The following is a 12,867-nucleotide window of genomic DNA, read 5'->3' as shown; positions in this document are numbered from 1 at the left end:
CGCCCTTCTTGTGCCTCCGCCTCATAGCAGACCAGCGGCTTGCAGCAGATGCAGATGTGGATCGACTGGCTCTAGGGGAGCAGGGGGTTCAAAGCAGTGAGAGAGCACCTGGCCGCCAAATTCTCGGGATTGGCCGATCCGCACAGGAATGCCTGCCAAGTAGCAGAGGTAGGCTGGGGCATAGGGGGACTGGTTGGGGGCAGAGAAAATAATGGCTGCGTCAAAGGGGTGCTGCTGCAGCCACTGCACGGTTTGGAGCGGTTCGTTGAGCTGGCTTTTAGGGCGAGCCGGACTTTCTAAGACTGTCAATGCTGTTTCTGGTAATGCCTGATGCAGGGCTTCTAGGGCAGGCTGTAGGGCTTTTGGGCTATCTGCACTCCAAATTAAGAGCCGCTGCAGGGCTGCCCAGTCTTCAAACGGCATGACTAACCTCTTCACGGGATAAGGATTTGGGTAGCTGCCGCAGAAACTCGTTGGCCTGCACTAAGACAGCTGCTGTGGTGGCAATGCCGGCTTCTCGGCAGTCGATGGGGCGGTGGTATTGCCGGTTAAGAGGAGCCCAACGCTTGACTTCGGAGTTGCTAAAAATCACGATGCTGGGCGTTTTGAGAGCGGCGGCCAGATGGGAGACGCCGGTATCGTTGCAGATCAGCAAAGCGGTCTGCTGAAGTAGGGCCGCTAAGGTGCCTAAGTTGGTCTTGCCGGCCAGGTTGATCGGCTGGGTGTGCATTTGGCTAATGACAGATTCGATAATCGGCTGCTCTTCATCGGTGCCGGTCAGCACAATGCGGTATCCCTTTATCGCTAAGTGGTCAGCGACTTGGGCAAAGTTAGCTGGAGACCAGCGGCGGCTAGCGTCGCTAGCGCCAGGGTGGAGGCAGAGGTATCGGTAGGGTTGTAGCCCGTGGGCAGTGGCTAGTTGCTGGTGCGATCGCACCTCAGCCTCAGTGACCGGAAAGGCCATCTCGCTGCCCTGCGAAGGAATTCCTAAAAACTCCATGAGCTGAAGCATACGCTCAACTTCTGGGGCGTCTTGAGGGTAGGGCAAAAAAGACTCAGGGCTAGGGCAAAACAACCCCGGCATGTAAAAGCCTGCCGTCTGCTTTGCCCCTAGTAAGGTGACAAAGGAGTTCATGTAGCTGCCGTTGCCGTGCATTTGAATAGCTAGATCAAAGGGCTGCGCCTGAGTTTGAGCTAAAAATTGAACAGTAGTCTGCACACTCTGCCAGCCTTCTGGGATACCGGGGTAGCCCGGAAAGGCCAGCCAGTCATCTAGTAGATCGGGAAAACGCTCAACCATCCAACGGCTGCCCGGTAGGCCCAATAGAGTGATATGGGCCGCCGGAAAAGCTGACCGCAATGCCCGCAACGCCGGAACGGTGCACAGCAGATCACCAAGACCGGGAAGCGATCGCACCACCACGATTCGTCCAACAGGAGCCATAGATAGTTGAAATGCCAATTTCTGAACCCAAAGCGCATTCTATGATCTGCATCCTAGGGGGGGTAGCTAATGAATTTCATTGGGCATTTGCCAGAAGAATTTTACTTTCCTGAAAGTATTAATTGGGCATTTGCACAAGCATGCTTGTGCATGTTATCAATCTCTCTTGGGAAAGATGAACAAACACTTTTTTTTAACAAAAATGAAAAGTGCCTTTGCAGCATTTTCTCTATTACTTTGGTTAGACCTAAAAGACACTTTGTCTACGTCCTTAGATAGGTATAAGAGCGAGTCAACCCGTCTTCCGATAGAGACTTCGCCTGCTTTCTCAAACTGCCTCGTTATGGGCCGTTTAGTGATGCAGGCGACAGATTGACCGCTCTCATAACATCTTCATTAGGCTGACATAAAAGTGTTTTTATCAATCTGACATGACAGACGCCAAGCATTAGTCATCTACTTTTAGCTGTAGCCTCAATCACAGTAGCGTGTAACCGTGTCTACAAAGTTTACTCAGATTGCTAGTGTTGTTGCCAATAGATTGACTGAAATTCTGCAAAGAGAGGTGATTGTCAGCAATTCTCAGGGCAGTGTGGTAGCCAGTGGATTACTGGGGTCTAAGCCTGCTACATCGAGTGAAGCTAATCCTGAAGCGGGCCATTTTCTTCGCTTTCCTCTACATATTCAAGACCAGGCAGGAGAAGTTTTAATTGAGCAATCTACGGGTGGCGAAGTCATTTCCCCCCGAATCGCCCAAGCCTTTTTGGACCTAGTTCTGAGCCAGATTACCCAACCCGTCTTGCTGCCTGACGAGCAAACTCAGAAAAATCAGGTGATTCAGAGCCTTTTGCACGGTCATATCCAGGATGAATCCCTGGTGCTCAGGCAGTCCAAGCTCTTGGGTCTAGATCTAGCCCCGCCTCGGGCCGTCATTTTGATCGATGCAACTGACTTCATTCACTCCGATCAAGATCCGCCTGAACGCTCTGGTTTTGAGCAGCACAAGCGAGCCCAGCGCATCATCGAAAGTGTGGTCCGTTTCTTTTATCTGCCGGATGACACGATCTGTACCGATCTGGGAGACGGTGAGTTTGCAGTGCTCAAGGCCAGCGATACTAAAAATATGGGCACTTGGGCTGCAGGCAGCCTGACTTCCCAGGAAGCGGCCAGTTCTTGGACTAACCTAGAGGCCCTGAAGCGGGCAGGGGATGCGCTGCTGCTGCGGCTCCGGCAGGATACGGGGGCCGCTGTCAGTGTCGGTATCGGGCGCTATCATCCGGGCGTATTGGGGCTGTCTCGCTCTTACCAAGATGCGCGTATGGCGCTACGGCTGGGGCGGCAGTTCAACGGGCAAAATCAGGTGTACTGTTTGGATCGGCTGGGCATCGCAGCCTTTGCCTGTGTGGCTGATGAGCGTACTAAGGTAGAGCTGGCCCGGCATCTGCTCAGCCCTCTCGATGCCGAGCCAGATTTGCTGGAAACCCTGAAAGTCTTTTTTGATGAAGACTGTGCGTTGTCTTCCACGGCTAAGCGGCTGCTAATTCATCGCAACACGCTAAGCTACCGGCTAGACAAGATTACCTCTCTAACCGGGCTTGATCCACGCCAGTTCGATGAGGCTATTCAAATTCGCCTGGCTATGCTGCTGCAGGAGCTTAAGCCTCTAAAAGCAAGGCAGCGGTGAACCATGCGTGTGGTTGTCTACACCGATGCGGCCGGGGTTGGTGGGGCTGAAATTAGCCTGGGTCATTTGGTTAAAGCCGCTGCTGCTGAGACTGAGCTTATTGTGGTCGGTGTTAGTCAGGCTGTTGTAGAAGCTGTAGCAGCAGGGCGGCCCCAAATTGCAACGGTCGTCTTACCGGGTGCTGGGCTACCTTCCCTGCTGGCTCATTTCGGCACCTTTTACCGCCTGCGGCCCGACCTGATTCACTTCAACCTATGTACACCCTGGGCTGGAATGGTAGGTCTGCTGGCGGCCCTGAGTGTTCCTCAGGCGCGAGTAGTGCGGGTCGATCAGCTGCCGCTGCGAACGACGGATTTTTGGACTTGGTTGCGGGTGCGGCTGCTGTCGCTGCGGGTAGATGCTCATGTGGCAGTGGGCATTGCCAGCAGCCGGAGAATGGAAGATTTTTACGCTTTGGGCCGCAACACGGTGGAATCTATCCCTAATGGCGTGCCAGATGAGCCTTGTCTAGAGGCAGTTTCTCTAGCGCCCGCAGACGGCTGGCTACAGGTCGGCAGCATTGGCCGCCTAGACCCAATGAAAGGCCACGATGTGCTGCTGCGGGCATTGGCTCAGGTGGAGCGTACTCGGCTGGTGATTTTGGGGGAAGGGGCTTTTCGGCCTCAGCTAGAGCAGCTAGCGGCAGAACTGGGCATTCAAGAGCGGGTTAAGCTGCTGGGGTGGGTGGAGCAGCCGCGCCCCTACCTTAGTACTTTTGATGTGATTGCCCAGCCTTCTCGCTCCGAGGGTTTTCCCTTGACTGTGGTAGAAGCGATGCTGGCCAGCCGTCCGGTGATCGCGACACGGGTGGGCAGTGTGGCAGAAGCGATCGCACATGGCCAGACCGGCCTGCTGATCGAAAAAGATGACGTAGAGGGGCTAGCGGCAGCGCTGCGGCAACTGCGGGACGATCCTACACTGAGGGCACAGTTGGGGCAGCGGGCACGTGCGATCGCTTCTGCCCAGTTCACCGTTACCCACATGACTCACCAGTACGAAGCCCTCTGGCAAAAACTTCTGACCCAACCGCAAAAATCCCGGCTCTGGATACCCAGACCTCGGGATTAACCTAGCTATCCTCAGCTATCCGCACCTACAGGCTTAGCTAAGCCATGCTACAGAAGATTTCTCTCAGAGAATGACTTAGCTAAGCCCGTAGGTGCGCAAAGGAAAACAGAGTGGGAGCGCCTAGGAGACTGCTTACCCGCATCTACTTAAACTCCTTGTGCCTGAGGCTGCAGCATAGCTGCTTCGGACCCCCCATACAAATCGATGAAGCGATTAAAGAGCTGCATCGAATTATGGCGTGAAACTCGCTGCTTGTTAATCAGGTGCTGAATGTTGCGCTCTGCCAATTTCCGCAGGTAGGGCAGATCTTCTAGTAGGGTGAGAATAGCCGCCATATGGAAAACAAAGCGCAGCAAAGGCTTAGGCCAACCCAAGTCAGAGTACATATCGATGTATAGCTTGTGGCTCGACTCATCAATCGGCATCGCATTAAAGATAACCGAGACTTCCTTGCCTGCGTAGGCCGGGATTCGCAGCTCAACTGTGTAGGGATTGTGCAGCGTTAGCTCAACCTCAACGGTGGCATCGCGCCAGAGCCGCAAAATGTTCATAGGCGAATCGAGCAGAGTCTTGAACTTCAGTTTTCCGCCCTCTTGAGTAGCCTGAAATTCGCTAACCTCTACAATCTTCAGGTTGCCTAGGCTAAAGCTGTGAATGTCCTCTAGATGCTTCAGGTTCAGCAGGTGATAGATCTGGCAGTAGTAAGGGAAGGGCAGCGTGTGTTCTTGGCTGGTGATGAATTGATCACTCAGCTCCTGCATGCGTCGCTGGGTCTTGCTTTTAGCTTTCTCCTGGGGCTGAGATATAGATGAAAATACATTATGATTGCGCAGCGCCCTCAGGTTACTCACAGAAGCCGTTTCTTCAGGCTTTAGCAGCAGCCAGCTAACGAAAATGATGGAGACGAACAGCAGTTGGGAAACTTCGCTGGTAGTAACGCTGTGGTCGAAGAAAGCGGCGACTCCCCTGTCAGCGACTCCAAAAAGCCAAGCTGGAATACCGATCACCCAGACCGCCGTCTTCATAATCCGGTTGTAGAGCGATCGCTCTACTGCAAACTTATCTTCCAAAGAACCAGGAAAGTCCTGGTTTTCTATGACGTCGCTAAACATACTCGAATCACTAGAGATAGGTTGTTAGGAGCAACGGCCTTTTTTGCAAGGCTGTATTTTCAAAAGTTAACAATAGAATTCATTACCTTCCTCTATCGCGAGTCCAGATTAATTTGCACCAAGTGGCTAAACATGCGTCTGCCTGAAGAGGGGGAAATGCCATTAGAAATAGGCCGCCTTCGTAAATTTTGTAGAAGACGGCTGTTAGCGATAATTTCTAGCGAAAATCAGAACCCTTAAATTCTGTATTTTTAGCTACGAATTAAGTCCAGTAGAGAATGTTCGCCTGAGGAAAACGGCGACCGATCTCTTCATAAAAGAAGCTCTTTAGGGCCTTCATTATGTCAGCTTCATAGACATACTTGGTGCCACCAAACTTATTGCGTTTAATGCTGCGGTTGGCTTCATCTAGGTCTACTTTGCTATTGGGGTACCACTGGTTCAACACCTCTTTAGAGCCAGGCGTAAAGCGGTGGGAAATGAGCTCAAAGGTAAGATCGCAGTCAAAATCAAGGGCTGCTTCAATGTCGTCAAGCAGCTGGGTATAGTGACTCTGCCAGTCCTCGATCGCCATAATTGGAGCAATCACCAACCCCACTGGGTAAGCGCCGCCACCTTCAGAGCGAGGCAACGCCAAACGCCGCACGGCACTCAAGCGATCTTTGACGGCAGCGGTACCGCCTTCCATGCGGGTAGAGACGGGGGCTGCGTTGACGCTGAGACGGCAGCGGGTATGGCCGTTGTGGGGCAGATCTAGCAGGGGTTCGACTGCATCAAACTTAGAGACCCATCGCAGGTAGCCTGTCTCACGGGTGCCGAAGTATCGGATGCACTCAGCTAGGCCACCAGTTAGGTGCTCAATGCCGAGCGGGTCGGTGTAGCAGCTCACCTCAAAAGAGGTATCTTTGTCGGGCTTCTCATAATTCGCCAGGTTGCCCAGGATCTGAGGCAAGTTGGCGTAGACCCGAATCACGGGTGGTCCCTGCAAACTGCCTGCCAGATAGCAGTATTGGCAGTGGGCCGGGCAGCCTTCAGCTAAGTGGAACTGCCAGTCGGCAGACGGAGGAATGGGGCTGAGCTTGAACTGGCTGGGTGGAGCGGTGACAACGGCCAGGGTGCGCTTTGCGATCGCATATGTCTCTCGCTCAGTCTCACCCCGCAGACCAGTCACGCGGTTGCGCGGCAGCTCCTCGATGGGCAAATCTAGGGCCTTGACCCGCTCTAAAATGTGCTGTCCCCACGGTTCGTCTAGTGCAGCTGGGGTGAAGAGAACCCGTTCCGGCATCCACAGACGAGTCTTGGTTGGGGCGGTTGCAGTTTCAGTTAGCAATGTTTCTTTACAAATGCGCCTGTTTCTATTGTGGCGCGGGGTTTTGAGCCCAAGAGGGCTCTCAGGGGGGACTTCCCCTCCCTCTGGGGTATGGATTCTACCCCAGGCAATGAACCCCAGTATTAGAACCAAAAACCCTAGAGACGCGCATCTGCAGGATCTACAGTCACGTCTCTAAGGCTGTCGTTAATCTTGGAAGTAGAAAGCTAAATCTAGAGGCTTACTCTTCCATAAACACGGCCGTGTTGCCGTCTTCATCCACGTAAACGGTGTTGCCCTCTTCATCGACATAAACAGCGTTGCCTTCGCTGTCAATTACGGTGGTGCTACCGTCTACATCCTCATGAAGGACGTTGCCTTCGCTGTCGACGGCAGTGATGCTGCCTTCTTCATCGACATAAGCTGCATTACCGTCGCTGTCTACAGCCGTCACGCTGCCATCTTCATACTCGTACACCTCTACTTCTTGAGCCACCACAGGCAGACTTAGCATCAAACTATACAGAGCAACGCCGCCAAGCACGAGTAGCTTTTTCATTGAATTTCTCTAAATGTTCCTCATTTCTAGCTTTAAAGAACTTTGCTTGATATGCGGGTAAATACGGGTTGTTGCAATTAGGGTTAAATTTGATACATGACTTAAGGCGGCCATACCTCAGGGCAAAACTATGCAGAAACTCGGCCATGTTAGGCTTTGGAGAAGCGTCTTCCTGCAAAGTACGGCTGGAAGACACCTGCATTAATGGGTGATGGAGCTCACCCTGACCGCTGAAGTGACTTAGCTGTTCACTTAAGCTGATGGCTCCTACTTGTCTAGCTTGTTGCTAGAGGGTAGGGGTTTTGTTGTTTTTAAGACCCCTCTGCTCTAGTGCTCAAGTCTCCATTGAGTTCACCCACTAAGAGAGGGAATCCATGCTAAACAGTGCCCTATGGATTTTGTTCATGGGCTTTTTTGCGGGTCAGTTGGCCCGCCGATGGGGTGCGCCGCCGCTGATTGGCATGATTCTCATAGGCATTGCTATTGGCCCCCAGTTTGCAGACCTTATTGGCCCTGAAGTGTTGGGGGCAGCAGACGATCTGCGGCTAGTGGCCGTGATGATTATTTTGATGAAAGCTGGGCTGGGGCTAGACCGGGAAAAGCTGGCTCAGCAGGGAACGGTTGCCCTGAGGTTGGGGTTTTTACCTGCTTTAGCGGAGGTGGTAGTGGTTGCGATCGCAGCCATGCTCTTTTTCAACTTTGATTTTATGACGGGTCTGCTGCTGGGCTGCGTGGTTGGGGCTGAGTCGCCTGCGGTTATTGTGCCGGGGATGCTGCGGCTCAAAAGCCTGGGCTGGGGCGTGACCAAGGGCATTCCCGATGCGATTTTGACCGGCAGTGCCTTGTCAGATGTGCTGCTACTGCTGGTGTTTGCGCTGCTGCTCAACTTCCTAGGGCAGGATGGGGCGGAGACGTTGATGTTGCCGGGGGGCCTTACCTTATCCCCTCTACAGCTGCTGCCGTTTCAGGTGGTGCTAGAAGTTGCTTTGGGGCTGGCGGCTGGCTTTTTGGCAGCCCAACTGCTAGTGCTGCTGTTGGTCAAGCAAAACTGGACTCGCACTGTCGTTCAGGACGTGATTATCGCTGCTAGCGTAGCGCTCTTTCTAGTTACCTTTGCTCGGGTGTTTCCTTATTACTCGGGCTATCTGGCTGTGATGGCAATGGGGTTCTTTTTGATTGAATTTGATGCGCCCTTGGCTCGTTTCTTGCGGGGAGGATTCGACGTCTTATGGACAGTGGCAGAGATTGTTCTGTTTGTGCTGCTCGGTGCCAGCATCCAGCTTCAGATATTGGGAAATGTGTTGCTGCCGGGGCTGCTGCTGTTAGCAATGGGGCTGATTGTAGGTCGGGGGCTGGGCTGGTATCTCTCAACGCTAGGCAGCAATTGGACCTGGAAGGAGAAGCTATTTCTGCTGCCTGGCAATATGGCAAAGGCAACGATGCAGGCAGCAATCGGGGCCTTGCCGTTAGCCGCAGGAATTGAAGGGGGAGAAATCATTTTAGCGATCGCAGCCCTTTCTATCCTGACTACAGCTCCCATTGGGGCGTGGGCGACTCAGGTCTTTGCCCCACGCCTTTTAGAAAAGGGAGAAGTCGATCCGACTAAGGTTGCGATCGCGGGCCGCCCAATATTTTTAGCAGCAGTAGATGCCTCACCCCTAGCAACTCCGGTGTTGCTCAAAGCGGCTGATCTAGCGCGGCGCAGCAGCGGCGAGGTCGTTGTGCTGTATGTAGACAACGTAGGCGATCAATCTACAGTAGTTGAACTGCGCCAGAAAGCTCAAAAGTTCTTAGCCGATATTCGCTTTGAGTTTTTGACGCTGCCGGGAATTGTCCCTGAAGAAATTGTTCGAATAGCCCAGTCCCGGCAGGTAACCGACGTGGTCATTGGCAAGCGAAGGCATCGCCCTGGGCAAGCTGTTTGGATGGACTCTGTCTCCCAAGCAGTTTTGGAAATCAGCCCAATTCCAGTGATTGTCGTTGCCGAACAGGTCGATTAAAAAACCGGATTTCTTCTGTGCTACTGCAAAGGCTTGACCACTGGACAAGAAATCCGGTTTCTAACGATGGAAGCAGGCTGCACTTTTATGCAATGTCTCTTGCCTGAAATGCCTCGAAACGTGCGACTTTTCTCCCTGACTTTGCTTGAAGGGTTCTCTATTCTAGAGATATGTTCAGCAGCCGAAAGCGCCTCAAGCTAATAGAAAGCTAGAACATATTTCCCCCCACTGAATTGGAGAATCAAAATGACTGCACAAGTACTATCTCGCCCCAAAGTTCTGCTGGCTGGTGAAGGTGAAACCTCAAAGATGTTGAGCCATACCTTCACCAAAAAAGTTGATGCTGCAGAAACTAATGGCGATTGGGTAATGGTTGAAGTCACCGACGTTGCTGGCTTTGGCGCACCGCTTCATACCCACCCTTGGTACGAGGTTTTCTACATATTAGAGGGCGAACTGGAGCTGCAGGTGGGCAACCGCAAGGTTCGAGCGACAGCTGGCAGCACTCTGTACGTGCCCGAAAACTGTGCTCACGATTTCACGATCGTTTCTCCTACAGTGCGCTTTCTGGTCATGATTCCTGCCTATGCAGAAGCCTTTTACCGCGAGACTAGCGAAAAAATCACCTCTTTGCCGCCCAACGCGGAGGTTTTTCAAGAGATCTGCATCAAGCATGGCGTGCAGCTAATTCAAAAGTAGGCTAAACGCCAGTAGGTTTGCCAGTCTCTGGGCTGCAGCCCGAATCAGGCCCTTGCGGGGGCGGGGCCCTCGGCGCTTCGTAGATAGGGGACTGGCATGGAGCGGGGGCGCTACTGAGGTAGCGTCCCCTCAACTATTACGTGGCTAGCCGATAGCCTAGTTTTTAAGTCAGTTGATCACAATTTATTACCGCTCAACGGAAACACAGTAGCCGCGCTGCTGCTCTAGCACCTCAAATGTCAGCAGATTGTTTGAAAGGAACTGAGATGCGATCGCAAAACGATAGATAATAGAACGCTCATATATGGATTAGCAGGTCAAAGAATCATGGGTCGTGCTGAAAAAGTTGTACTGGCCTACTCTGGCGGGGTAGACACCACAGTTTGCATTCCCTACTTAATGAATGAGTGGGGCGTGAAAGAAATTATCACCCTAGCAGCAGACTTAGGCCAGGGAGACGAACTCGAACCAATCCGCAAAAAAGCCCTAACGGCAGGCGCAACCCAGTCTCTGGTTGCCGACCTCACAGAAGAGTTCATCACCGAATACGCCTTTCCCGCCATTGCGGCCAACGCCCTTTACGAAAACCGCTACCCCCTCTCAACCGCTCTAGCCCGCCCGTTAATTGCCAGGGCCTTAGTCGAAGCTGCCGCCAAGTACGGAGCCGACGCTGTGGCCCACGGCTGCACCGGCAAAGGCAATGATCAGGTGCGCTTTGATGTATCCATCTCTGCCCTCAACCCCAGCCTCAAGGTGCTGGCCCCCGCTCGCGAGTGGGGTATGAGCCGCGAGGAGACCATTGCCTTTGGCGAAAAGTGTGGTCTAGAGTTGCCCGTCAAAAAATCCTCCCCCTACAGCATCGACCGCAACCTGCTGGGCCGCAGCATCGAAGCTGGTCCCCTCGAAGACCCCTGGAACGAGCCTCTGGAAGAAGTCTTCTTGATGACCAAGGGCATTGCCGACACTCCAAACGAGCCGGAGTACGTCGAAATTGGTTTTGTTCAGGGCATTCCCACCAGCCTTAACGGTAGCGACCTTTCCCCTGTTGCGCTGGTGACCCAGCTCAACGACCTGGCAGGCCGCCACGGCGTTGGTCGAATTGATATGGTCGAAAATCGCTTAGTAGGCATCAAGTCCCGCGAAATTTACGAAGCTCCGGCCCTGCTGGTGCTGATTGCAGCCCATCGCGATCTCGAAAGCCTAACTCTGACCGCCGATGTTACCCACTACAAGCGGGGCATCGAAGAAACCTACAGCCAGCTGGTTTACAACGGTCTCTGGTACAGCCCCCTGAAAAATGCCCTGGATGCCTTTATTCAAAAGACCCAGGAGCGAGTGACAGGCACAGTTCGGGTGAAGCTCTTTAAAGGCACAGCGACCATTGTCGGCCGCAAGTCTGACAAGGCTCTCTACACCGAAGAACTGGCAACCTACAGCTCCGACGATCAGTTTGACCACAAAGCCGCTGAAGGCTTTATCTACGTCTGGGGTCTGCCTACCCGCGTTTGGTCGGAAAAGACCCGACAGGGCTGATCAGGTATAGGTGAATTTTTGCGGTAGAGACGCAGTTGACTGCGTCTCTACCGTTGATCGCGTTTAGGTTGTGAAGCAAATTTCCTAACTGCCCTGCTCCAATTTCGTCACAACCCGATAGAGGAACAGGCGACGCAGTTCCTCAGAGCGTTGTGACTGTTGGTTAGCGGTGTCGTGGGTTTCTACAGCCACCAACAACGCACCAATCCAAGCTACTAGCAGGAAGACTACATTGCGGACAATTAGTTTAGAAGGTAGACAACGTTTCCTCATGGGGATACCAGGAAGCAACCATCGCTAAAACAGCAATTTTCTTAAAGCAGTAGAGGGCAGATGCTGACAAACTCTCTCTAGCTCTACTTTCTAGCTTTAGGAGCCACTTATGCGTGCCCCATTTCGTTTCAACATGTTAACCCACATCGAACTCGGCCGCCTGACCCCATAGAAGGGTTCTAATTAGGCCCCTAAGCCCACTCAGCAGCAGAAATCAGAAAAAACCGGCTTCAGTCGATTCATGAAGAAAGAAGCGGGCTAAATGTCTTTCACGCTTCAGCATGCCCGCTTTTCCTTAGAAAAGAACTGCCTGATATCAGCTGTCTTTGACCCGCTCAATTTGCTCAATCACCTGCCGCACTTCGAAAGCATCTGCCGCATCCGGTCGTTCATACAGATACAGTTCTAGGTCGTAGCGGGCTTCGGTCAAACGGCCTTGCTGGTAGTAAATTAGGCCCCGGTCTCGCAGTTCAGGCGCAGCGTTAGGGAACATCAGCAAGATGCGGTCCATTGTTCCCAGCGCTTTGATCCTGTCTCGATGATGCAGATAGATAATCTTGAGGTTGCTCAGCAGACGCGCCAGCAGCGCTTTGGGGCTAATCACCTCTAGGTGCTCAGGCTGCAGCTTTGCCCCTTCGCCGTAGATTGCCTGCAGCCGGTCGCGGCAGTCTGCCTCAAACAAAATTTCGCCTTCGTGGAACGGATCGACAAAGATGGCCATCTCTTCGAGCGTCGGTCGAATCAAAAAATGTCCAGGCAGCCCCACTCCCGCCATCGGAAAGTCGATGCGTCGAGCCACCTCCAGGTAAACCAGCGAAAGCGAGATGGGAATGCCGGTGCGGCGCTCAATCACCTCATTCAAGAAGCTGTTGCGCGGGTCGTAGTAGTCGTCGGTATTGCCCTTAAACCCCAGGTCTGTGAACAGATACTGGTTGAGGGTGCGAATAATTTTGAGCGGGTAGGCTTCTTCGGGCAGGCGCTCCCGCACCTCATCTGCCATGGTATCCAGGGCATTGAGATAGGCCTCAACTTCGAGGTCAGGGTAGTTTTCTTGGGCAATGTAGAGGGCGGCAGCGGCCAGATCAATCTGCTCCTCTGGCTGCTGTATTTCCTGATAAAACCGTTGGCGAGCGGGCGAAAATTCCAT

12 protein-coding genes and 1 riboswitch are annotated in these 12,867 nt (G+C 53.0%); of the genes, 5 read left to right on the top strand and 7 right to left on the bottom strand.

The genetic code is table 11. The features are described from left to right. Positions 1–21: 21 nt before the first annotated feature. Together H6G13_RS06510 and H6G13_RS06505 are read right to left on the bottom strand one after the other, a co-directional pair. Positions 22–423: a hypothetical protein gene (locus tag H6G13_RS06510; RefSeq protein WP_190482337.1), complete on the bottom strand. Its 402-nt coding sequence runs from the start codon at positions 421–423 to the stop codon at positions 22–24. After that, the gene (locus H6G13_RS06505; RefSeq protein ID WP_190482336.1) at positions 413–1,444 is read right to left on the bottom strand and encodes a glycosyltransferase family 9 protein; all 1,032 of its coding nucleotides are present in this window, start codon (positions 1,442–1,444) and stop codon (positions 413–415) included. The genes H6G13_RS06510 and H6G13_RS06505 overlap by 11 nt, the downstream gene beginning before the upstream one ends. Before the next feature lie 496 nt (positions 1,445–1,940). Here H6G13_RS06505 and H6G13_RS06500 point away from each other — a divergent pair, with 496 nt between their 5' ends. Both H6G13_RS06500 and H6G13_RS06495 read left to right on the top strand, forming a co-directional pair. Then, positions 1,941–3,128: a helix-turn-helix domain-containing protein gene (locus H6G13_RS06500; protein ID WP_190482335.1), complete on the top strand. Its 1,188-nt coding sequence runs from the start codon at positions 1,941–1,943 to the stop codon at positions 3,126–3,128. A 3-nt stretch (positions 3,129–3,131) separates the two neighbouring features. Next, complete coding sequence (locus tag H6G13_RS06495; protein WP_190482334.1) at positions 3,132–4,235, top strand: glycosyltransferase; 1,104 nt, start codon at positions 3,132–3,134, stop codon at positions 4,233–4,235. Between the two features lie 146 nt (positions 4,236–4,381). Here the strand turns inward: H6G13_RS06495 and H6G13_RS06490 are convergent, their stop codons facing one another. The 3 genes from H6G13_RS06490 to H6G13_RS06480 form a co-directional block, all read right to left on the bottom strand. Further along, a complete protein-coding gene (locus H6G13_RS06490) occupies positions 4,382–5,347 on the bottom strand; it encodes a hypothetical protein (protein WP_190482333.1) in 966 nt (321 codons plus the stop codon). A 262-nt stretch (positions 5,348–5,609) separates the two neighbouring features. Further along, the gene (locus tag H6G13_RS06485; RefSeq protein WP_190482912.1) at positions 5,610–6,632 is read right to left on the bottom strand and encodes a spore photoproduct lyase family protein; all 1,023 of its coding nucleotides are present in this window, start codon (positions 6,630–6,632) and stop codon (positions 5,610–5,612) included. A gap of 265 nt (positions 6,633–6,897) precedes the next feature. After that, complete coding sequence (locus H6G13_RS06480; RefSeq protein WP_190482332.1) at positions 6,898–7,215, bottom strand: hypothetical protein; 318 nt, start codon at positions 7,213–7,215, stop codon at positions 6,898–6,900. A 198-nt stretch (positions 7,216–7,413) separates the two neighbouring features. Then, positions 7,414–7,492, top strand: a riboswitch (Fluoride riboswitch). Positions 7,493–7,589: 97 nt separating this feature from the next. Between H6G13_RS06480 and H6G13_RS06475 the strand changes: the two genes are divergently transcribed. The 3 genes from H6G13_RS06475 (at position 7,590) to H6G13_RS06465 (ending at position 11,447) form a co-directional block, all read left to right on the top strand. Beyond that, on the top strand, positions 7,590–9,215 hold the full coding sequence (locus H6G13_RS06475) for a cation:proton antiporter (protein WP_190482331.1): 1,626 nt from the start codon (positions 7,590–7,592) through the stop codon (positions 9,213–9,215). Between the two features lie 246 nt (positions 9,216–9,461). Continuing rightward, complete coding sequence (locus H6G13_RS06470; protein WP_190482330.1) at positions 9,462–9,914, top strand: cupin domain-containing protein; 453 nt, start codon at positions 9,462–9,464, stop codon at positions 9,912–9,914. A gap of 327 nt (positions 9,915–10,241) precedes the next feature. Beyond that, complete coding sequence (locus tag H6G13_RS06465) at positions 10,242–11,447, top strand: argininosuccinate synthase (protein ID WP_190482329.1); 1,206 nt, start codon at positions 10,242–10,244, stop codon at positions 11,445–11,447. 84 nt (positions 11,448–11,531) lie between these two features. On the opposite strand, the gene H6G13_RS06460 is transcribed toward H6G13_RS06465, so the two are convergent. Together H6G13_RS06460 and H6G13_RS06455 are read right to left on the bottom strand one after the other, a co-directional pair. Then, on the bottom strand, positions 11,532–11,720 hold the full coding sequence (locus H6G13_RS06460) for a hypothetical protein (RefSeq protein ID WP_190482328.1): 189 nt from the start codon (positions 11,718–11,720) through the stop codon (positions 11,532–11,534). A 316-nt stretch (positions 11,721–12,036) separates the two neighbouring features. After that, the gene (locus H6G13_RS06455; protein WP_190482327.1) at positions 12,037–12,867 is read right to left on the bottom strand and encodes a SirB1 family protein; all 831 of its coding nucleotides are present in this window, start codon (positions 12,865–12,867) and stop codon (positions 12,037–12,039) included.

It is taken from the genome of Pseudanabaena sp. FACHB-2040, assembly GCF_014696715.1.
Lineage (GTDB): Bacteria > Cyanobacteriota > Cyanobacteriia > Phormidesmidales > Phormidesmidaceae > JACVSF01.
The sequence above is the reverse complement of the archived record's forward strand: the minus strand, read 5'-3'. Positions and strand labels throughout refer to the sequence as shown.

Excerpts from the sequence above, each read along its gene's own strand:
- H6G13_RS06510 (WP_190482337.1), bottom strand. The coding sequence starts at position 423 with ATGCCGTTTGAAGACTGGGCAGCCCTGCAGCGGCTCTTAATTTGGAGT.
- H6G13_RS06455 (WP_190482327.1), bottom strand. The coding sequence starts at position 12,867 with ATGGAATTTTCGCCCGCTCGCCAACGGTTTTATCAGGAAATACAGCAG.
- H6G13_RS06480 (WP_190482332.1), bottom strand. The coding sequence starts at position 7,215 with ATGAAAAAGCTACTCGTGCTTGGCGGCGTTGCTCTGTATAGTTTGATG.
- H6G13_RS06485 (WP_190482912.1), bottom strand. The coding sequence starts at position 6,632 with ATGCCGGAACGGGTTCTCTTCACCCCAGCTGCACTAGACGAACCGTGG.
- H6G13_RS06475 (WP_190482331.1), top strand. The coding sequence starts at position 7,590 with ATGCTAAACAGTGCCCTATGGATTTTGTTCATGGGCTTTTTTGCGGGT.
- H6G13_RS06505 (WP_190482336.1), bottom strand. The coding sequence starts at position 1,444 with ATGGCTCCTGTTGGACGAATCGTGGTGGTGCGATCGCTTCCCGGTCTT.
- H6G13_RS06460 (WP_190482328.1), bottom strand. The coding sequence starts at position 11,720 with ATGAGGAAACGTTGTCTACCTTCTAAACTAATTGTCCGCAATGTAGTC.
- H6G13_RS06490 (WP_190482333.1), bottom strand. The coding sequence starts at position 5,347 with ATGTTTAGCGACGTCATAGAAAACCAGGACTTTCCTGGTTCTTTGGAA.
- H6G13_RS06465 (WP_190482329.1), top strand. The coding sequence starts at position 10,242 with ATGGGTCGTGCTGAAAAAGTTGTACTGGCCTACTCTGGCGGGGTAGAC.
- H6G13_RS06470 (WP_190482330.1), top strand. The coding sequence starts at position 9,462 with ATGACTGCACAAGTACTATCTCGCCCCAAAGTTCTGCTGGCTGGTGAA.
- H6G13_RS06495 (WP_190482334.1), top strand. The coding sequence starts at position 3,132 with ATGCGTGTGGTTGTCTACACCGATGCGGCCGGGGTTGGTGGGGCTGAA.